Here is a 22,398-nt window from a genome sequence, read left to right on the forward strand (position 1 = left end):
ACTTATAATTGTACATGAAAAGTGGCCCGTTGATTACCGTAATGACTGGCCCGCTATCATCCGTTTTCGCTGGCCCAGTATCACCGTTATAGACAGAAATTGGTGTATTGGCATTGGAAGGTAGTGGCAGATCAGTCCGTTATCGTATTATAATTAGTTAGAAACAAAAATCTTTATTTGCCGAAATAAAGCCTGTCAGTTACCCGTAAGTACGGTTAATAAAGCATTGCAGTTGATTAATCGCTTATAGCTTCTTCCCTAAAAATCCAGCAATTGATAAAAAAGTTTATTTACTTTAGCAAATTGTTCAACCTGATAAATACCTATTTTTAATTATGAATTGTAAAAAACTACTTGTCCTATTAATGTATATGGGCTTTTCGTCCACATTGTTTGCTCAAACCTGGGAGGCTAAAACCGCCCCGTTAATGAGTAAATTTGCTAAAGATGTAAACCCCAAAAATGTTCTGCCAGAATATCCTCGCCCGCAATTGGTACGTAAAGAATGGCTTAACCTTAATGGTATATGGGAATATCAACCCGGAGCAACTGGAGATGTGTTGCCATCAGGTAAATTAGCTAAAACCATCCTTGTGCCTTTTCCTGTTGAGTCTGCCCTATCAGGGGTAGCTGAACACCATGAACGGTTATGGTATCGCCGCAGTTTCACCGTGCCCACAGCATGGAAAGGCAAACATGTAATATTACATTTTGGTGCGGTCGATTTTGAATCAGAAGTATTTTTAAATGGCAAAAGCATGGGTGTGCACAAAGGTGGTTATGACCCATTTTCTTACGATGTAACGACTGCTTTAAAAGGCTCCGGTAAGCAAGAGCTTACTGTACGTGTTTTTGATCCTACTGACAATGGTGGATACCCACGTGGTAAACAAAGTTTAAACCCACAAGGTATTATGTATACCTCGGTTACAGGAATCTGGCAAACCGTTTGGGTGGAGCCTGTTGCCAAAACCAGCATCAGTGAGATTAAGATCGTTCCTGATCTTGATGCGTCAGCAGTTAAATTGACAGTAAGTACTACCGGTAATTCCAAAGGCACCTCAGTTTCTGTTAAAGTAAAGGATGGTAATAACGTAGTTAGAACTGTATCAATAAAGCCTAATGTTGAAACCAGTATTAAAGTTGCTAACCCTAAACTTTGGTCGCCTGATAGCCCATTCCTGTATAACTTGGACATCGCGCTGCGTAAAGGTGGTGCAAATACCGATGCTGTATCAAGCTACTTTGGTATGCGTAAGATATCGGTTGAAAATGAAGGTGGATTTAAAAAGCTATACTTAAATAATAAATTCTTATTCCAGTTAGGTCCGCTTGATCAGGGTTTCTGGCCAGATGGTGGTTACACCGCGCCAACAGATGCTGCTTTAAAATACGATCTGGAAATGATCAAAAAGTTTGGTTTCAACATGGTGCGTAAGCATATTAAATATGAACCATATCGCTGGTACTATTGGGCAGATAAGTTAGGTGTGTTGGTTTGGCAAGATATGCCATCACCAAATTCTTATACAGAACATGTTCCTCCTGTTGATACAGTCGAGTTCAGATCTGAATTAACCCGCTTGATCAAAACCCACTGGAACTCGCCAAGTATTGTTACCTGGGTGATATTCAATGAGGCACAAGCACAGCACAATACAGCTGGTTTAGTGAGTATGGTGCACAAACTTGACCCGTCACGTTTAATTAACCAGGCCAGCGGTGGTAACCATTATGGTGTGGGTGATTTTCTGGATATTCACAGTTATCCACCGCCTGCTGTACCATTTAGTACTACACAGGTATTGGCTTGCGGCGAGTACGGTGGTATTGGTTTTATCATTCCTAAACATACCTGGAAAGTTGGTGACACCTATATCATGATCGATAATAAAAACGATTATACCAACTTGTATGATAAATTTGCGGATGACCTAACGCTTTACAAAACTAATATGGGTTTAAGTGCGGCAGTTTATACAGAAATTACCGATGTTGAAGTTGAGCTAAACGGTTTAATGACCTATGATCGTGAAGTTATTAAAGGTGGCATAGATAAGATCTACGCGTCAAATTATAAGGCGATCCACGATAATGTATACATCAGGGAAGTTTTACCTTCATCACAAAAACAAGCCAGAGAATGGAAATACACTACAGACGAACCTCAGGGCGAATGGTTCCATGCCACATTTAACGATGCTTCCTGGAAAACCGGACAGGCTGGTTTTGGGACCATAGGAACGCCGGGTAGTATTATAAAAACCATTTGGAATACCAATAATATCTGGATGCGCCAGGAATTTGCATTAGGTAATTTATCAGCAGAAGAAAAAGACAAACTTGTATTGTACATTCATCATGATGATAATTGCGAGGTTTATATCAATGGTGTTAAAGCCGCCACTATCAGTGGATTTTCTTCTGACTACACGGTAGTGCCTATCAATGCCGAAGGTAAAAGCGCAATTAAAACTAATGGAAAAAATATAATAGCTATCCATTGTAAACAAACAGTGGGGGGTCAATATATTGATGCAGGGCTATCTTTAATAAGCAAAACCAAGATGTAAACTGATTATAAGTTCTATACAAGAGCGTGTTTATTAAAATCTTGATATATTTGCCGAAATAAAGCATGCCAGTTACCCGTTAGTACGGTTAATGAAGCATTACAGTTGATAACTAAATAACACAATAATGAGTATTAAACCCAATACAGTAGTATCATTAACTTACGAATTGCATACGACTAATTTAGAAGGACAACAAGTTTTTGTAGAGAAGGCCGATAAGGAAAATGCATTGGTATTTTTGTATGGCACAGGAATGATGTTGCCTAAATTTGAAGAACATTTGGTAGGATTACAGGTAGGTGATTTTTATGACTTCGAATTATCTGCAGCAGATGGTTACGGAGAGCTGGATCCAGGTGCTTATGCTGACTTGCCTAAAGACATGTTTAAAGAAGTAGATCTTCCGGCTGTAGGTGATGTAATTCCTTTACAGGATAATCAGGGCAACCATTTCAGAGCTGGTGTTACTGCAGTTGGTGAAGAGACAGTTTCTGTAGATTTGAATCATCCGATGGCAGGTAAAAACTTAATATTTGCTGGTGAGATACTTGCTGTACGCGAAGCTACGGAAGACGAATTAAGCCACGGCCATGCTCATGGAGCAGATGGTCATGCTGAACACTAGTTGATCATTAATTAAAAAAAGCCAGTTTTGTTTTCAGGGATTTATTAAGATCCTTATCGAAATAAAACTGGCTTTTCCATTTAATAGGAAATTTATAAGTGCTAAAGTTTATTTACCGCTTCTAAGTCTGGCAAAATCTTCAGTCTTGATGTACTCATCGTAAGTCATCATTTTATCAATGGCACCATTTGCGGTTAATTCTATAACACGTGTGGCTACAGATTCTGTTAGTGCATGATCTCGTGAGGTAAATAAGGATGTACCCTTAAAGTCTTTTAATCCGTTGTTTAAAGCAGTGATGGATTCCAGATCAAGGTGATTGGTTGGTTCATCCAGCAATAACAAATTGGCATGTTTAAGCATCATTTGAGAGAACATACACCTCATCTTTTCACCCCCTGAAAGAACCTTTACATTTTTCAGTACTTCTTCGCCAGAGAATAACATTCTACCTAAAAAGCTCCTAACAAACTGTTCATCCATTTCTGTACCTGAATACTCGCGCAACCAGTCTACCAGATTTTCATCTTTTCCCTCAAAGTATTGAGAGTTATCATTTGGTATATCGGCGATGTTAATGGTAACACCAAATTTGAACTCCCCGGTATAGTTCTTTTCTCTGCCCGACAAGATGTTGTAAAAAGCGGTAGTGGCTAAGCTATTTGGCGACAATACGGAGATCTTATCGCCTTTGTTTACCATGAAACTTACATTCTTAAACAATACTTCGCCGTTAAGCGAGTACGACAAGTTTTCTACCTGCAAGATCTGATCTCCTGCTTCTCTGCCTAAATTGTTAAATAATATGGCAGGGTATTTTCTGCTGGAAGCCTTAATCTCAGAGATGTCAATTTTATCAAGTGCCTTTTTACGTGAGGTTGCCTGTTTTGATTTTGAAGCATTCGCGCTAAAGCGCTGGATAAATTCCTGAAGCTCTTTAACCTTTTCTTCCAGTTTCTTGTTTTGATCGCCACGTTGTTTAAGTGCAAGCTGGCTTGATTCGTACCAGAAAGTATAGTTGCCAGAATAGATATTCATCTTTGAAAAATCAATATCTACAATGTGGGTGCAAACTGCATCCAGGAAGTGCCTATCGTGAGATACTACCAATACAATACTTTGATAATCGGCCAGAAAGTTCTCCAGCCATGCAATTGTATCAATGTCCAAATCGTTGGTAGGCTCATCCAGAAGCAATATATCTGGGTTACCAAAAAGCGCTTGCGCCAATAGTACACGTACCTTCTGGTTACCATCAAGCTCTTTAAGTTGCTTGTAGTGATGCTCTTCTTTGATGCCAAGATTGCTTAACATAGTAGCCGCATTACTTTCCATATTCCAGCCATCCATTTCTGCAAATCGGTTCTCCAGCTCTCCGGCGCGCTCACCATCTTTATCTGTAAAGTCTTCTTTTAAATAGATGGCATCCTTTTCTTTCATGATGTCGTATAGCTCTTTATGACCCATCATAACGGTTTCAATCACGGTGAAATCATCGAATTCATAATGGTTCTGCTTTAGAACAGCCATGCGCTCTCCAGGAGTAAAGGCTACACTTCCGGTGGTCTGATTAACTTCACCAGATAATATCTTTAAAAAGGTAGACTTGCCGGCACCATTTGCACCAATTACTCCATAGCAGTTGCCCTGGTTAAATTTTAAGTTTACATCTTCAAATAAGGTGCGTTTTCCGTAACGGAGGGATAGATTAGATACTGAAATCATATTTTTGAATAAGCCGCAAAGGTAAGTATTATTTATAAATTGAATGTTGTAAGTAAATTTACTTTGCCGAAGGCTTGGGTACTTCCTAGATTGTATTGGGAAGTAGGAAGGATGTATGCATTGATCATACTTTTTTATGTGAATTCTTTATCAGGATTAGTAGACCAGTGGCTGTGTCAGTAAAATGGAAAGTCAAAATTATCAAAATAACGTTTTTTTTTACAATTGTCGTTTGAGCGGGAATACTCCATTCACTTAAATCCTAGTCCGCAATAAGTTCTAGTTTTTTGTTTTCTCTAGGTAATAATGTCTTTGAGGTTTGTGTTGTACTTATATTTACTGTTAACGTTTTAAAATTTTTTGCATAAACGGCGTTAGTTGCATAACCATTTTCGTATCCCACGATCCTAAATAATTGAAGAAAACCTGATTTGAACCACAGCCAGCTATTTTTGAATTTGCTGTTAGTTATGGTTGTTATTTATATGTGTATTTTATAGGATTAGAAGCTCCTTTTTTTCTGTATTCTTCAGGAATTCTCTTCCTTAAATACATATTTTGTAGATCATCTTCTGCATTTTCGCCTATAAATCCATATCGTTTGTTATTATGGTTTTCAAACTCAGGAAAATATTGTTTTCTAGCCAAATGCCATTTTAAAGGTTTGTACACGCCAACAATAATTCCTTTTTCTAAAGCTAGAACATATTCGGCTTTTTGTGCTCTTTCGACATCAAGCTTCCAAGCATATCTTACAGCATCATAAACATCTCTATCATTAACAGTTCTATTTATGTTTATAAGTATCATTTTATGATTTAGTTTTGCTGTCTCTGCCTTGTATCTAGTTAAAATTTCATAAGCATTCATTGGTCCAATTTCAGTACTATTATGTCCACCAACTTTATTTGTCGTGCCTGGAAAAGCATCTATCAGAGATGCTTCAACATGAAATGCAGTTGCGCTTTCTAAACCGTGTCTATGAATAATATGAATTACATCTAATCCGCTTTTCAAAATATCTCTAATTCGTTGGTATTTTAGGTCGAAACTTTCTTCTTCATCGTCATCAGACACAGAACATTTTAAATGTTGGAAAATTCTATTTCCTTGACCTTTACCAACATAAAATGTTTCTCCATTTCTTGGGTCAATTAATCTATACACGTAATTGTTTAACTCTTTTATTACTTCAGATGGAAATTCTGTTATTTTAAAATTATTCATATGATTATGGAGTTTTTATCAGATTTAATCAATATTAAAGGTTATAACGACATTCAAAAATTGTTTATACGAAATCAACGACAGGAAAGCTTCTCAAGGAAATCCTTATAGATTTATTTCGTTTTATATGTTTTATATCCATGTGTAATGTAATAACCTGAGCTCGATTAATCACTGTGCTTTATCTATGGATATTTTCTCAAAAAACATTAAGAAAAAGCGGTAATATTCAGTGTGTTTTCTTATATTTAAGTGTCTTAAGATCAAATATTTAGATTAAACAAACATGAATATTACCACTGATAAAGTTACTGAAATTTTCTATTTAACCGATGAGTTTTGTAATGAATTCAAGACTATTATAAGCGCCCATATGATTGGAAACGCACCTAAACGGAAGCCCATCATGTCTGAGAGTGAAGTTATCACCTTAATGACCCTTTTCCATTCAGGTGGTTTTAGGAATATGAAACACTTCTATCAGCACTATGTCCAGAAACATTTGCAGTCTGAATTTCCCAGGACAGTTTCTTATAGTCGTTTTACAGAACTAATGCAAAATAGCCTGTTACCGATGACTTTGTTTCTAAAAACATGTTGCATGGGTGAATGTACAGGAATCTCATTTATTGATTCCACCCCAATCAGGGTCTGCAAAAACAAGCGCGTAAAGCGAAATAAAGTATTTAAAGATATAGCCACTGTTGGCAAATCAACTATGGGTTATTTTTTTGGTTTTAAACTTCATTTAATCGTTAATGATAAAGGTGAAATACTCAACTTTGTGATTACCCAGGGCAATGTTGATGATCGACAACCACTTAAAAATGAGAGATTTGTTCAATCTATCAAAGGTAAGCTCTATGGAGATAAGGGTTATCTATCCAAAGAGCTGACAAACATGCTTTTTGTCGATGGACTTCATCTGATCACCAATATCAGAAACAATATGAAAAACTGTCTGATGGAATTGAAGGACAAGATCTTGCTTAGAAAAAGATCTATAATTGAAACCATTAATGACGAATTGAAGAACATGTGCCAGGTCGAACATTCAAGACACAGATCTTTTGCTAATTTCATTACAAATATGATCTCTGGACTAATTGCATACAGCTTCTTCCCTAAAAAGCCCGCAATCAAATTTCAAGTGGAAAAAACGGCCCAAGTTAGTCTGTTTTTATAATCGAGTTCAGGTTAATAAGTATTTGCAAATCACGTCGTATCAATTAAAAAATAGTGCAGCAAATTTTCTAGGATAGATGTTATTTTAATAGAAATAATAAATATCCATTTTTAAAAGACTCGTCATTAGATTACATTGATTCATATACAAATTGAATATGTGAGATTTTTGCGCGATTTTTGCTGCAATACACTACCATTATTTATGAAACAGGAAATAGAAGTTTTAAGTACCATTATAAAACGAAGAAGGAGCATTTTTCCTAACAGTTATACTACAGAAGAAGTGCCTGTAGCCGTAATAAAGCAAATTCTTGAAAGCGCCAACTATGCACCAACACACAAACTTACCCAGCCCTGGCGCTTTATGGTATTTAGAAATGAGGGCAAAGAAAAGTTGGGTATTGAACTGGCAAGATTATATAAAGAAACTACACCAACACAGCATTATCTGCAAAAGAAATACGATAGTATAACTGAAAAGACTGCTCAGGCCAATTGCATCATCGTGTTGAATGCCAAATTAAATCCAGATAAGCTCCCTGAATGGGAAGAGGTAGCAGCATTGGCATGTGCGGTGCAAAATATGGCCCTTACTTCCGAGGCATTAAATGTTGGTTGTTATTGGAGTTCTCCAGGAATGATTGCAGATATGAAGGATTATCTTAACTTAGAGGAACAAGAGAAGTGCTTTGGTTTATTTTACATGGGATACCACAATGAAGAACCACGGAGCGAAGTCCGCACCTCTATTGAAAGTAAAACTAAATGGATAGAATTTTAGAGTATGCAAAAAATTAAAGAAACGCTTTATCAGCTATGCCTGAGCTTTATAGAGCAGCGCGTTCAAACTGCAGAAACCGCATTAAACCAAGCCAGAGAGGCTAGTAACGATGACACTAAAAGTAGTGCCGGCGACAAATATGAAACGAGCAGGGAAATGATGCAGCAGGATATAGATAGGAACAAACGTTTGCTGATTGATGCCCAGGATAATTTAAGGGTTTTAAAATCAGTGGATATATCACTGCAATCTGCTAAAGTGACTCATGGTAGTCTTGTGATCACCAATCAGGGCTCATTTTATATCAGCGTTAGCGCAGGACAGTTGCATGTAGATGGCAAACCGATCTTTGCGATATCACCGGCTTCACCAATAGGAAAACTACTCTTGGAAAAGTCAAAAGGTGATGGTTTTGATTTTAACGGTAAAAAATATAAAATACAGGATATAGTTTAAGAACAGCTATTAAAAGCTGTTCTTAATGCTATTGCTTAGGGTTTTAGGAGTCCAGTAACCGCTTGCTATAATTCTTCTGATGGTAAATAAAGGGTCTCTTTCATCACGCTTGGTAGACAATTGAAAAGCCATTTTGAAACCTCTTTTCTTTAGTTGTGGGATGCCTTCCGCATTCCATAAACCAAAAGGATAAGCAAACTCGGTCATCGTTTTGCCAGTAATTTCTTCCAGTTTCTTAGTTGGTTTATCTAACTGCTCTTCCCAATCCTTTCCTGCGTACTTTTTAAAGTTTTTATGGTCGTAGGTGTGACTGGCTATTACGTTTCCTGCTTCAGAAAGTGCTTTTATCTGTTCCTTACTCATGTAATCTACAAACTTGCCTTTTCTGCCAATTGATACGGTCATGATAAAATAAACAGCTTTAAAGCCATATTTTTTTAACGTAGGCGCAGCTACAGTAAACTGATCCATGTCTGTATCATCAAATGTGAACATGATAGGTTTGCTTGGTAGTGCTGCTTCTGTATTCAGGTAAGCATACAATTGATTTGGTAGGATAGAGTGGTAGCCACTATCTGCCAGCATTTTAACCTGATCTTTAAAATTTTGAATCTCAACAATGTAATCTTTACCAACTTTACCATCTGCAGGTTTCCAATTCCTGATCTGATGATAGCAAAGGATAGGCACCTGTTTTCGGGCTAATATAGTCTTAGCATCTGCCACCTTTATTTTATTGATGTCAATCTTGCCAGATGGGGTAACCTGACCTTGATTCTCACCGTTGGCTGTTTCGCCATTTACAGATGTAGAGTCGTTGGAATTTGCAGAACCGTTTTTAGTTTCTGACTTTGACTGGCAGGCGGTAGCCAAAATTACTGCCGCAGCCATTAGTGTTAAAAGGTGTCGTTTCATTTATAGAATGTTTAATGCAAAACTATAAAATCAACTCAGTATTCTTTGCTAGAACTATCACTTTTATTACAATTAAATTCAAGTCTGCATTATATTTTATCGATATTTTAGCGATTTAATTAACATATCATTATGAAGAAACTTTACTTTCTATTTTTAATACTTTTTTGCGTTGATTTTGGGGGCTTTTCTCAGGTTAAAACCTTCACCCTGACAGAGGCTGTGACTTCCCCACCTAAGGCAAACTATCAGTTGGCTTCCAGGTTTTCTCCTTCAAAAGTTAAAAAGATGGTTTACTCTACAGCAGTTGATCCACATTGGTTAAAACTGAGCAATCGTTTTTGGTATGAGTATGAAACTCCTAATGGAAAGCAATGGTATATTGTTGATCCTTTAGCTAAAAGCAAGAACAAGATCTTTGACAATGCAAAGCTTGCTGCAGACATTACAACCATTATACGTGATCCCTTTGATGCTCAGCATTTACCATTGCTTAACTTAAAGTTTGCAGCAGATGAAAAGAGCTTAACTTTTGAAGTAAACAGTACTGTTGATGAATTGAAAAAAGACCGCAAGGATAAAAAGGCTGCAGATTCTATGCAGAAGAAGGTGTATAATTTCACTTTTACCATTGCCACTCAGAAGTTAACTGAGCTTCCAAATTTCACAAAGCCTAAAGCTAAGCCATCCTGGGGGTCGGTTGCTCCTGATTCTTCTGCCATCATATTTAGCAGAAATTACAATCTCTATTGGATGGACAAAGAAAATTACAGAAAGGCGGTAAAGAATGAAGAGGACAGCACCATTGTAGAGCACCAGTTAACGAAAGATGGTGTTAAGTTTTACGCTTATGGAAGTGATGGCGATGGAGAATCTAATGAGGATGAAATTAAAAATAATAAAAAGAGGCGTGGAGCTTATGTGATGTGGTCTCCTAACGCCAAGTACTTTGTGCTGGATAGAACGGATTCCCGGAAGGTAAAGGATCTATGGGTAATTAATAACACTGCTGCTGGCAGGCCAACGCTGGAAACCTATAAATACCAGATGCCAGGCGAAAAGGAATCGCCTATTGATGAAATCTTACTGTTTAATTTTGCAGCTAAGACCTTCAAAAAGCTGGATGTATCTGCATTTAAAGATCAGTCTGTTTCTATCTGGTCTGCACCTTCTTTAAATAAGGACCGCGATAATGAATTCAGTCCATCTTTATGGTTGGGTAACAACAGCAAGTTTTACTTTTCACGCACCAGCAGAGATTTAAAAAGGATTGATGTATGTACCATTGACATTAATACAGAGAAAGTTACCCCGCTGATAGACGAGCGTTTTAACACTTACGTAGAGATTAACCGCCCAGGCTTAGTTAATGATGGAAATGAAATCATCCACTGGTCTGAAAGAGATGGTTGGGGTCATTTTTATCTTTTCGATAACAAGGGGAAATTAAAGAACCAAATTACTAAAGGCCCTTTTCATACCGAAAACATTGTAAATATCGATCAAAAGAATAGGGTATTGTATTTTACAGCAAACGGCCGAGAAGATAAGGAAGATCCATATTATTACCACCTGTACAGCATCAAGTTTGATGGTACAGGTTTGAAATTACTCAATGCTGGCGATTTTGATCATGCGGTAAACATGAACGACGAGGCTAAGTTCTTTGTAGATAACTATTCCAGAGTTAATGCTGCGCCAAAATCTGTACTAAAAGACAACAACGGAAGGGTAGTTATGAACCTGGAAACAACTGATCTTACCTTGCTTTTAGCTGCTGGTTATAAGTTTCCGGAACCTTTTAAAGTTAAAGCAGATGACGGGATAACTGATGTTTATGGCGTAATGTACAAGCCTTTCGATTTTGATCCAAATAAGAAATATCCAATTATTGAATATGTGTACCCTGGTCCGCAAACAGAGGCTGTAAACAAGTCGTTTACCAAAAGTATGGACAATACAGATCGCCTTGCGCAATTGGGCTACATAGTGATTTCTGTTGGGAACAGGGGTGGTAATCCGGCCAGGTCTAAATGGTACCATACTTTTGGTTATGGAAACCTTCGTGATTATGGCCTTGCAGATAAAAAGGCAGCTATTGAACAACTGGCCGATCGATTTAAGTTTATAGATATCAACAAAGTTGGTATAACAGGCCACTCAGGTGGTGGATTCATGTCTACCGCTGCTATGCTGGTCTATCCTGATTTCTTTAAAGTAGCAGTTTCCAAAGCCGGTAATCACGACAATAGCATTTATAACAGGTGGTGGAGCGAGAAGCATCACGGTGTTAAAGAAATTATTTCTGCTAAAGGAGATACCACCTTTACCTATGATATTGATAAAAACCCGCAGATTGCAAAAAATTTAAAGGGCCATTTAATGATCATGACCGGTGATATAGATAATAATGTGCACCCGGCTAACACCATCCGATTGGCAAATGCACTGATGAAAGAGGGTAAAAGGTTTGAATTTGTGATATTACCCGGACAACGTCATAGCTTTGGTGACCTTACCGAATATGCTTTTTGGAAACTGGCAGACCATTTTAACAAATATTTGATAGGCGATTACGATACTCCGGATCAGGTAGATATGGTTGAAATGGACAGAGAATTGGAAAGGAAGAAATAATAATTAAATTAGTAAATCTTTCTACTCCCATTAAACGTTAACTAAGCATGAGATTATTAATAGAGCGCAAACCAGTTAAAGTATATCCCGATCCAAAAAGGGTAATAGCCCGATTTTTTTTTAATGGAGCAGAACGGGCCATTGATGTGATAAAGCATGTAATGAGCCTTACCGATCTTGAAGTATTTGGTATTATATCCCCCTTACTTCAAGAGTATTCAAAAAGACATAGAAACATTACCAAGATCCTTACCCGTCATTGTAAGAAGGTTACAGTAAGTATAAAAGATGCTGGTTTTGATTATGACGACCTTGAAAAATACCACCGCTTATTAATCGGTTCCTATTTTACACATGAATATTCCATTGAATCAGCTGCTTTTTTTAACCCTTCTATAGTAGAAGATCCCGATCAGTCGGACTTGGTAGAAGGTGAAAAACGTGTTATCATTAGTTTCCGAGCCGTAGGCGAGGGGCATATTTCGTCTGTGGTATTTAGAAGAGCCCTTATTGACAGGAACAACGACATTACCGTTATTCCAGCGGGAAATTATATAGATGAAGCTGAGGTAATTAAGAATGCTGTTTATAATAAGAAGCTATTTCTAAAGAAAGGTGCTGATTCTAAAATTGATCTCGTAGTATTGGATGAAGTAGGGGTAAGATTAGAAGATAAGTTTGATTATTCTACCTTAAGAAAAATCATTCTGGATTCTAAAAGCCTGCAAAAAGACGATCTTAGGAAACTGGAGTATGATAAGATCCTTTGGCTGTCTGATACTTATCATGAAATCAGTTTTTCCAGGGATACAGATATTTCAGACCGCGTAATTTTCCCGATATCAGAATTTGAGCGTAAAGGGATAGAGGATGCCCGCTTTGTAAAGTTTGTTAAAGACGATGGATCAATCGTTTATTACGCCACTTATACGGCTTTTGATGGGGCGATGATTATGCCTAAGTTGCTGCAAACTACAGATTTCTATGATTTTAAGATCAGTCCGCTACACGGCGTAGGTGCGCAAAACAAAAACCTTGCATTATTTCCAAGAAAGATAAAGGGCAAATACGCAATGATGTCTCGTATTGATGGCTGCAATAATTACCTGATGTATTCAGATAAGTTAACGGTGTGGGACAATCCGGTAAAATTACAAACACCAAGATACCCATGGGAATTTATTCAGATAGGTAATTGCGGCTCTCCAATTGAAACCAAAGATGGCTGGCTGATGATTACACACGGCGTTGGTCCGATGAGGAGATATTGCCTTGGTGCAAGTCTTTTCGATTTGGAAGATCCAACTATTGAGATCGGAAGGTTATCAGAACCGCTGTTAATACCCAACAATGATGAGCGGGAAGGATATGTGCCCAATGTCCTTTATTCTTGCGGATCAATTATACACAATGGTGAGCTGATTATTCCGTATGGACTCTCTGACTATTGTTCTTCTTTTGCTGGCGTCAGTATTGATATCTTGTTAGAAAAGCTAAAGACATCAGACAGTATTATATAAAGGATATCGCTTATAATATTCGATGGTAGAGGCTAATATAGTCCTCTACCATTTTTTGTTGAGAGAAACTGGCCATTGCCCATTCTCTGCAATTGATTCGTTCTATTGCTGAAAGTTTATTTACCGCTGCTACTGCACCTTCAACATCATTTACGAGGAAGCCGGTTTCCCCATCTTTAATTAACTCCGGCATAGAACCCAAGTTAAATGCAATGACTGGGGTGCCACATAGCATAGACTCGGCTACGCTTAAACCAAAAGGTTCTTCAAAACTAATTGGATGCAAAAGGGCAGCCGCATTACGCAACAACTCGTTTCTTTTTTCTGGCCCTGCAGACCCGATAAAAACAATATCATCATTTAAGAAGGGTTCAACCTTTTCTCTAAAATACTCGGAGTGCTGTACAATACCGGCAATGATCAACTTCCTGTTTGCCTTTTTCGCGATTTGAACTGCTTCAGCGGTGCCTTTATCGGGATGGATCCTTCCAAAGAATAACAGATAATCATCTGGCTCGGCATTATAGGTAAACTCCTTAGTTTGCAATCCATTATATACTGTTGCCAGGTAATTTAAGGATGGATGCCTGTTGGAATTGCTAATGGAAACAAAATTACCGATCTCATTGTACTTTTGATAGACCCTCAATATTTTCTCAGAAGAGAAACCATGTATCGTAGTGATCACCGGTGTGGGGATCAATTTAGAATAACTTAATGGAAGAAAATCGTAGTGGTTATGGATCAAATCAAAACTCGATGCCTTTTCCATCAGGTTGCTGATGTGGAGACATTCTACCACTTTTGCATCGGCAGTTTTGTCTTCCTCATATCCTTGCGCAATAACTGCATCAAGTTTGGCAGTCGTAATGGAATCACTGGTAGCAAAGAGCGTCACTTCAATGCCCTTTGCTACCAGTCCCTCGGTTAAGTTGGATGCCATTTGCTCCCAAGGGCCATAGTGCCTTGGCGGCGTTCTCCAGGCTACCGGAGCAAGTACAGCAATCTTCATAAAATCTTAAACGGTCTCTTTTTGAACTGCAATCAAATCATTGCCTTGTATAAACTCATATTCAAACTCCATGGCTTTTAATACCGCAAGATGAGATATCCAATAGGCCAGTGTACTTTCTGCACCCTGGTTTCTATTTAAACCATAGGTTTGTAGTCCGTCTGCACATCCTTTGGTTTCATGATCAAACAGTGGTATCCGCAGTATATTTTCTCCAAGGAACCACTGATAGGATACATACATCTGTTTAATGTAAAGCTTATCGTGCGTGATCTCGTATGCCTTAAAATACATCAACACCATGGCCATAGTTTCTATAGCTTGCTGATCGTATATGGCCATTTCAGGGCCATCTCTAAACAACCATCCATCATTGCCTACAGGATTAAGGTAGCCGTTAATAAGCGTTTTCTGCGTAAGGTACTGCATGCTTTCAAAAGCAATGTCGTAGGATTCCTGATCCTTACTGATCTCATAATAACTCATTAACGCCAGTGGTAAAATGGCATTGTCATAGGTCATCTTCTCTTCAAACCAATGCCAGTGACCAATCTTATTTTTCCGGTAAGCAGCTTTAAGTGGCTCTGCTAATTTATCTAGTTGTTCTTTAATATACTCATCTCCAGGATTTGCTTTAATATAGTGTGTTAAACCTATTATCGTGTTTCCTAGTCCCCTAAGGTGTTTAAGGTCCTTAAAATGAGGTACTGATTTTAAAAACAACTCTTTAGCAAACTCGCGGTAGGAATTGTTTGGTGCGTTATTGATCAGGTAACCCAGCGACCAGATGGTACGGCCAAATGAATCCTCTGTTCCTATTTCATCCAGGTATTCTCTTCTAAAACTTAAGAAATTACGGAAGTTGCCATTATCGCATTGCATGTATTGGATGTAGCTCAGGTAGATAGGCAATAACTCCAAGGCCACTTTACTCTTATTTTGCTGATAAGCCAGAATAGTTAAAATCAAGGCACGCGCATTATCATCTACACAATAACCCTCTTTTAAATTAGGAATACCATATTTAGCATGCTGTACAATACCGGTATCATCTGTTAACCTTCTGATGTGTGCCAGGTTAAATGCAGGCATAATATCTGGATCAATGATTGGTTTTCCACCCGTTTCCTTCTCAGAAAGGTATTTATCTACCGCCTCATTCAGCACATCAACAAAAACCTCACCTGTAGTTGGCCAGCGAAGGTGCAAGCCATACTCAAAAGCATTTTCTTTTAATTGTTTCAATTTATCAGGATCTTCAAACAAATCATTCACAATCTCTGCTAAAGCATCAGCATCTTTAAAATCGAATAACTTACCACGGTTATCAGCCAATAATTCCTGTGCATGCCAATACGGAGTAGATATGACCGCTGCACCAGCACCAACAGCATAAGACAGGGTTCCACTTGTAATTTGCGCCTCATTTAAGTAAGGCGTAATGTACATGTCGCAGGCCGTAAGATAATCATGCAATTCTTCTTCAGATACGAACTTATTTATAAAGGTTAAGTTATTCTCTACGTTGAGTACTTTTGCACGTCTCTTTAAGCTGTCTCTATATTCTTCTCCGGAGTTACGAATTACCCCAGGGTGAGTGGTTCCCAATATCACATACATCACATCAGGATTCTTTTCCACTATTTTAGGTAGGGCTTCAATAACAGTTTCCAAACCTTTATTTCTGCTGATCAATCCAAAAGTAAAGAGTACCTTTTTTCCTTTAAAGGCCAGTGAATTTTTTACCGGGTTATCTGCTTTGGGTTCCAAATCAGGCACACCATGCTCAATTAACTGTATTTTATGATAGGGGATGCCGTAGATGCTGGTTAAAAAATTAACAGCACGGTGACTCATCACCACAATTCTGGAAGAGTATTTCGCAATCTCACGCAACACTGTTAATTGCATGTGGTTGGGGTCTTTCAAAATAGTATGAAAGATGGTTATCAATGGTTTTTGTAACCTGGCAATTAGCGGAAGAATATATACGCCACTTTCTCCCCCATAAATTCCATATTCATGTTCCAGAATGCAGGCATCTGCCAAGCTGGTATTGATATAATCTGCCGCTTTGATATAATCTGTCTGATTCTCCTGGCGTATCACACGTTTTACTTCTTTAGGATATTCGTATTCGTCAACGTTCTCCGCGTCATTCATGGCAACAACATAGCTGTCCTCCGAAACCGCGTTTTTATCAAAGCCTATGGCTCTTAATAGGTTATGATTAAAAGTAGCAATACCACATTCGCGTGGGGGATAAGAGGATATGTAAGCGATTTTCATAAAAAATTAGTGTCTTGGATATAGAACAAAATAACTGGCTAAATGTTCTGTCTGAAGCATGTAAATTTACGTTAAATTACGATAAGGTTAAACAAAATTAACCGAGTAGATCAATTGTGTTTAAATAGTGACATACCATTAATAATGGTATTTGCTAACTTTGTTGCTCATTAAATTGGCTCATGAATACAACATTACCCAGTTCAAACCTGGTAGAAAAAACAGTTTTTCCTATACTTTTTGCGCTTAGCTTTTCGCATTTGTTAAATGATACCATTCAATCGCTTATACCCGCTATTTATCCAATAGTTAAAGAAACTTACCATCTCACTTTTGCTCAAATCGGGCTGATTACCCTTTCCTTTCAAATGGCAGCTTCGCTTTTCCAGCCATTTGTTGGTCTATATACCGATAAAAAGCCACAGCCCTATTCTTTGGCGGTTGGGATGGGCTTTACCCTTGTAGGTTTAATTCTTTTATCCTTATCAACCGGTTTTTATATGATGCTGGGTTCAGTAGCCCTTGTTGGTACAGGATCGTCGGTATTTCATCCTGAGGCCTCACGCATGGCGAGTGCCGCCTCTGGCGGAAAAAGAGGATTGGCGCAATCTATCTTCCAGTTGGGTGGTAATGCCGGAAGTTCCATCGGACCTTTGCTGGCTGCCTGGATCATTGTTCCAAACGGACAGGTTAGTATCATCTGGTTTTCTGCTATCGCTTTGTTGGCTATTTTTATACTAAGCAGGGTAGGCAACTGGTACAAGAGTCATTTAGTAATTTTAAAAGCCGGGAAAGGCATTAAAGGACAGATTGCTGAGAACAATATTCCAAGAAAAAAAGTTATATTCTCAGTGGTTATTCTCTTGATACTCGTGTTTTCTAAGTATTTCTATATGGCCAGTTTAACCAGCTATTTTACATTCTATGTCATTGATAAATTCCATGTGTCGGTACAATCTTCGCAAATTTACCTCTTTGTATTTCTCGTTTCTGTAGCTGCAGGTACGTTAATCGGCGGACCGATCGGCGATCGTTTCGGTAGGAAATATGTAATCTGGTTTTCTATTCTTGGTACTGCACCATTTGCTTTATTATTGCCGTATGCCAACCTGTTCTGGACTGGCGTTCTTGTTGTTCCCATTGGGATGATCCTGGCTTCTGCTTTTTCTGCAATTCTAGTTTATGCGCAAGAACTCATACCTGGTAAAGTTGGTTTAGTATCAGGCCTGTTCTTTGGCTTTGCCTTTGGTATGGGTGGAATAGGCTCCGCGATATTGGGTAAAGTGGCAGATACCACAAGTATTGAGTACGTATTCCATATCTGCTCTTTTCTGCCTTTGATAGGTATTCTTACTGCATTTTTGCCCAATATTGAAAGTAAAAGGAAATAAAAAAAGGCGCTGTACAGCGCCTCTTAACTTTCTATTTTAACTCCTCTTATTTGTTGTTTAAAAACACAAACTGATGGTCGAACATGTCCAGTTTGATTTTGCTTTCTTTATCAACCGTTCCTGCCAGGATCTGTTTAGACAACTCATTGAGTATTTTCTTCTGGATCACTCGTTTTAACGGTCTTGCTCCAAACTGCGGATCATAACCCAATTCTGCTAGCCAGTCCAGCGCTTCAACAGAAGCTTCTATTTCTACACCCATTTCTGCCAATGTATCCTGTACATGTTTAAACTGCAGGTCAACTATGTTCCTAATCTCACTTCTGTTCAGCGGAGTAAACATAATCAGCTCATCAATCCTGTTTAAAAACTCAGGCCTTATCGTTTGCTTTAACAGTTCAAACAATTCAGACTTAGTCTTTGCAATTACCTCATCGCGGTTTTCGTCGGTCAAACCTTTAAAGTTATCCTGTATCAAATGAGAGCCGATATTAGAAGTCATGATGATGATGGTATTCTTGAAATTAACCAACCTGCCTTTATTGTCGGTTAGTCGACCATCATCCAATACCTGCAATAAAATATTGAATACATCTGGGTGTGCCTTTTCAATCTCATCCAATAAAACCACAGAATAAGGTTTGCGCCGAACTGCTTCCGTAAGCTGCCCACCTTCATCGTAACCCACATAACCCGGAGGCGCACCAATCAACCTGGATACGGCATGCCTTTCCTGATATTCGCTCATATCTATCCTGGTCATTGCATTTTCATCGTTAAATAGAAACTCTGCTAATGCTTTTGCCAATTCTGTTTTACCAACACCTGTAGTTCCCAGAAAAATGAAGGAACCAATCGGCTTACGTTTATCCTGCAATCCCGCTCTTGAACGCCTAATGGCATCAGAAATGGCTTCAATGGCTTCATCCTGTCCGGCAACACGTTTGTGTAATTCAGCTTCCAGATTCAGCAATTTCTCCCGCTCACTGGATATCAGTTTAGTCACAGGAATGCCTGTCCAGCGCGCAACAACACCTGCAATGTCATCTGCAGTGACCTCTTCCTTAAGCATCCTGCTTTCGCTTTGCTGGTTAGCCAGTTCTGCTTTTAGTTTTTCTGCCTTATCCTGTGCCTCTTTGATCTTTCCATAACGGATTTCTGCTACCCTTCCATAATCACCCGCACGCTCTGCCTGTTCGGCTTCAAGCTTATAGTTTTCAACCTGTTCCAGCTCGTTGTTGATGTTGTCTACCAGGTCTTTTTCACCCTGCCATTTTGCTTTGATCTCATCACGTTCTGCAGAGAGGTTAGCGATATCTTCCCCTAGCGATTTTACCTTCTTGGTATCGTTTTCGCGTTTAATTGCTTCCCGCTCAATCTCTAGCTGCATAATCTTACGATTCAGCTCATCCACCTTTTCGGGTACAGAATCCATCTCCAGTCGCAGTTTAGATGCCGCTTCATCCATTAAGTCGATTGCCTTATCCGGCAAGAACCGATCTGCAATATACCGTTGCGACAACTCGACAGCTGCTATAATGGCTTCATCTTTAATTCTTACTTTATGATGGGTTTCATATCTTTCTTTTAGTCCCCTCAAAATAGAAATTGCATCCTGTGTATCAGGCTCATTGACCATTACCTTTTGGAAACGACGTTCCAGTGCTTTATCTTTTTCCAGGTATTTTTGGTACTCATCCAGCGTGGTCGCACCAATTGCACGCAACTCACCACGCGCCAATGCAGGCTTTAAGATATTTGCTGCATCCATAGCACCATCGCCACCACCTGCACCAACCAGGGTATGGATCTCATCAATAAATAAGATGATGTCCCCATCGCTCTGTGTTACTTCTTTCACTACAGCCTTTAAGCGTTCTTCAAACTCACCCTTATATTTTGCACCAGCAATCAGTGCACCCATATCCAAAGAATAAACGGTCTTTGATTTGAGGCTATTTGGTACATCACCTTTGATGATCCTAAAGGCAATTCCTTCAGCAATAGCTGTTTTACCTACACCAGGTTCACCAATAAGTATCGGGTTGTTCTTGGTTCTTCTGGAAAGGATTTGGATCACCCGCCTAATCTCATCATCGCGACCAATTACCGGGTCCAGTTTACCAGATTCTGCATATTCGTTTAAATTACGGGCATATTTATTTAAGGCATTGTAGGTTGCTTCTGCATTTTGATCAGTAACCCTGCTATCGCCACGAAGCGATACAATGGCGGTCTTCAAATCTTTTTCATTTACACCCTGATCTTTTAGCAAATTGGCTGTTGCATCATTGACAGATAAAATACCCAACAATAAATGTTCAACAGATACAAATTCGTCTTTGAACTCCTTTAAATAAGACTGGGCTTTTTGCAAAGCTGAATTGCTACCGGATGTTAAGTAAGGGCTGCTTCCAGATACCTTTGGAAACTTCGCTATTTGTGCATCCAGGTTTGTATTAAGAATATTGAGATTAACATTCAATTTCTTTAATACATAAGAAACTACATTTTCATCAACAGTAAGCAATCCTTTGAGCAGGTGTGCCGTTTCAACAGCCTGTTGTTGGTTGCCCTCGGCTATTGCGGAAGCCTGCTGAATTGCTTCCTGGGCTTTGATGGTAAAATTGTTAAAATTCATACTAAAAGAACAACAAAGCGAGTGCCATGCCTTCATTTTTTGAAAGATCGGAAATAATGTCTTGTCGCCTGTTTTCTTACTGCTTAAATGACTGATAAATAGTAGTTTAAACTGAAATTTTGTCTGTTTTCTATTCCCTTTCTTTACCTATGGTTAAATTTTCCGTCTTTTGCAGTACATCCATATGCTCATGAAACAGTTTTTTAAGCTATACCTGGAATCCTACAAAGGTTTGTCTGCCCCATCCTGGATGCTTGCGCTTGTGATGCTGATTAACAGGAGTGGAGCCATGGTTATCCCTTTTCTTGGTGTATATATGGCCAATTACCTGCATTTTAATTTGCGGGATACAGGTATGGTATTGAGCTGTTTTGGTATTGGTGCAGTTTGTGGGTCATTTTTAGGGGGAACGCTTACCGATAAGATAGGTCATTTCAAGGTTCAGCTCTTTAGTCTGCTGCTCATTGTTCCCATGTTTATAGTGTTGCCCCAATTAAATACCGTTCCTTCACTTGCCATTGGTGTATTCCTGTTGAGTATTATCTCAGAAACATTTAGACCCGCAAATTCAGTTTCTGTAGCATTTTATTCCCGTAAAGATAATGTGATCAGAGCTTTTTCTTTAAACAGGATGGCGATGAACCTGGGTTTCTCCATCGGACCAGCTTTAGGTGGTTTTCTCGCTGCCATTTCCTATGCTTTTTTATTTTATGGAAATGCAGTGGCTGCCTTTTTATCTGCAATTGTATTTTTCCTATATTTTAGAAACAGGAAAGGAAATATCACGCAAAGGGAGGAAAGGGAGTTGGAAGAAGACACGATACCCAGTACTTCCCCATTTAAAGATTTTTACTTTATACTGTTTAGCCTGTTGTGCAGTGTATTTGCCATCTGTTTTTTTCAATTGCTCAATACCGTTCCCTTATATTACCGCACGGTTTACAAGATGCCAGAGCAGGAAATAGGTATCATCATGGCTTTCAGCGGCGTAGTGGTTTTTTCTTTGGAGATGCTGGTTGTACACATTGCAGAGAAAAGATTCAGTTCCAGGGCCGTCATTGTTACAGGAACAGTTTTGTGTGCCATATCCTTTCTTATGCTCAACCTGTGGACGGGTACTCTGGTGCTTTATTTATCGATGTTTGTGCTTTGTATTGCAGAGATACTGGTGATGCCCTTTATGGCAACCGTGTCTTTACAACGGTCATCCGTTAAGAAAAGAGGTGCCTATATGGCAATAAATGCACTTTCTTTCTCTATAGCCCTCATATTTTCACCATATATCGGTACCAGAGTAGCTGCAGATTTTGGATTTAATACCCTTTGGTGGGGTACTGTGGGTGTATTGTTATTGACCGCAATAGGTTTCCTTATTGTGATGAAAAGGATGAAGCTTACTCGTTAAAAAGAAAGAG

The 22,398-nt window shown here is 38.7% G+C and carries 15 protein-coding genes; 9 read left to right on the forward strand and 6 right to left on the reverse strand.

The window, feature by feature from the left end; all coding sequences use genetic code 11:
- Positions 1-335: 335 nt before the first annotated feature.
- Positions 336-2,573 (forward strand): glycoside hydrolase family 2 protein, encoded by a 2,238-nt coding sequence (locus ACVWYN_RS17610; RefSeq protein WP_457290203.1) that lies wholly within the window; start codon positions 336-338, stop codon positions 2,571-2,573.
- 127 nt (positions 2,574-2,700) lie between these two features.
- Positions 2,701-3,201 carry an FKBP-type peptidyl-prolyl cis-trans isomerase gene (locus ACVWYN_RS17615; RefSeq protein WP_457290204.1) on the forward strand — a complete coding sequence of 167 codons (501 nt, stop codon included), beginning with the start codon at positions 2,701-2,703 and terminating at the stop codon, positions 3,199-3,201.
- A gap of 108 nt (positions 3,202-3,309) precedes the next feature.
- On the opposite strand, the gene ACVWYN_RS17620 is transcribed toward ACVWYN_RS17615, so the two are convergent.
- Entirely contained in the window at positions 3,310-4,926 is a 1,617-nt protein-coding gene (locus ACVWYN_RS17620; RefSeq protein WP_457290205.1) for an ABC-F family ATP-binding cassette domain-containing protein, read from the reverse strand.
- A 477-nt stretch (positions 4,927-5,403) separates the two neighbouring features.
- Positions 5,404-6,153, reverse strand: coding sequence for an LEM-3-like GIY-YIG domain-containing protein (locus ACVWYN_RS17625; protein ID WP_457290206.1), 750 nt, complete (start codon positions 6,151-6,153; stop codon positions 5,404-5,406).
- A gap of 286 nt (positions 6,154-6,439) precedes the next feature.
- On the opposite strand from ACVWYN_RS17625, the gene ACVWYN_RS17630 reads away from it, so the two are divergent.
- From ACVWYN_RS17630 to ACVWYN_RS17640, 3 genes are all read left to right on the forward strand, one after another.
- Complete coding sequence (locus ACVWYN_RS17630; RefSeq protein WP_457290207.1) at positions 6,440-7,339, forward strand: IS982 family transposase; 900 nt, start codon at positions 6,440-6,442, stop codon at positions 7,337-7,339.
- Between the two features lie 204 nt (positions 7,340-7,543).
- Positions 7,544-8,122 (forward strand): nitroreductase family protein, encoded by a 579-nt coding sequence (locus tag ACVWYN_RS17635; RefSeq protein WP_457290208.1) that lies wholly within the window; start codon positions 7,544-7,546, stop codon positions 8,120-8,122.
- Between the two features lie 3 nt (positions 8,123-8,125).
- On the forward strand, positions 8,126-8,578 hold the full coding sequence (locus ACVWYN_RS17640) for a 3-oxoacyl-ACP synthase (RefSeq protein WP_457290209.1): 453 nt from the start codon (positions 8,126-8,128) through the stop codon (positions 8,576-8,578).
- A 9-nt stretch (positions 8,579-8,587) separates the two neighbouring features.
- Here ACVWYN_RS17640 and ACVWYN_RS17645 read toward each other — a convergent pair whose 3' ends face one another.
- Complete coding sequence (locus ACVWYN_RS17645; RefSeq protein ID WP_457290210.1) at positions 8,588-9,493, reverse strand: polysaccharide deacetylase family protein; 906 nt, start codon at positions 9,491-9,493, stop codon at positions 8,588-8,590.
- Between the two features lie 132 nt (positions 9,494-9,625).
- Between ACVWYN_RS17645 and ACVWYN_RS17650 the strand changes: the two genes are divergently transcribed.
- On the forward strand, positions 9,626-12,130 hold the full coding sequence (locus ACVWYN_RS17650; RefSeq protein WP_457290211.1) for a DPP IV N-terminal domain-containing protein: 2,505 nt from the start codon (positions 9,626-9,628) through the stop codon (positions 12,128-12,130).
- 47 nt (positions 12,131-12,177) lie between these two features.
- Positions 12,178-13,650 carry a glycoside hydrolase family 130 protein gene (locus ACVWYN_RS17655; RefSeq protein ID WP_457290212.1) on the forward strand — a complete coding sequence of 491 codons (1,473 nt, stop codon included), beginning with the start codon at positions 12,178-12,180 and terminating at the stop codon, positions 13,648-13,650.
- 10 nt (positions 13,651-13,660) lie between these two features.
- Here the strand turns inward: ACVWYN_RS17655 and ACVWYN_RS17660 are convergent, their stop codons facing one another.
- Positions 13,661-14,662, reverse strand: a complete 1,002-nt coding sequence (locus ACVWYN_RS17660; protein WP_457290213.1) for a glycosyltransferase family 4 protein — start codon at positions 14,660-14,662, stop codon at positions 13,661-13,663.
- A 6-nt stretch (positions 14,663-14,668) separates the two neighbouring features.
- Complete coding sequence (locus ACVWYN_RS17665; protein WP_457290214.1) at positions 14,669-16,951, reverse strand: glycosyltransferase; 2,283 nt, start codon at positions 16,949-16,951, stop codon at positions 14,669-14,671.
- Positions 16,952-17,133: 182 nt separating this feature from the next.
- Here ACVWYN_RS17665 and ACVWYN_RS17670 point away from each other — a divergent pair, with 182 nt between their 5' ends.
- Positions 17,134-18,342, forward strand: a complete 1,209-nt coding sequence (locus ACVWYN_RS17670; protein ID WP_457290215.1) for an MFS transporter — start codon at positions 17,134-17,136, stop codon at positions 18,340-18,342.
- Between the two features lie 46 nt (positions 18,343-18,388).
- Here ACVWYN_RS17670 and clpB read toward each other — a convergent pair whose 3' ends face one another.
- On the reverse strand, positions 18,389-20,983 hold the full coding sequence (clpB, locus tag ACVWYN_RS17675) for an ATP-dependent chaperone ClpB (RefSeq protein WP_457290216.1): 2,595 nt from the start codon (positions 20,981-20,983) through the stop codon (positions 18,389-18,391).
- A gap of 190 nt (positions 20,984-21,173) precedes the next feature.
- On the opposite strand from clpB, the gene ACVWYN_RS17680 reads away from it, so the two are divergent.
- Positions 21,174-22,388 (forward strand): MFS transporter, encoded by a 1,215-nt coding sequence (locus tag ACVWYN_RS17680; protein ID WP_457290217.1) that lies wholly within the window; start codon positions 21,174-21,176, stop codon positions 22,386-22,388.
- The last annotated feature ends 10 nt before the right edge of the window (positions 22,389-22,398 follow it).

Source organism: Pedobacter sp. UYP24, assembly GCF_054057295.1.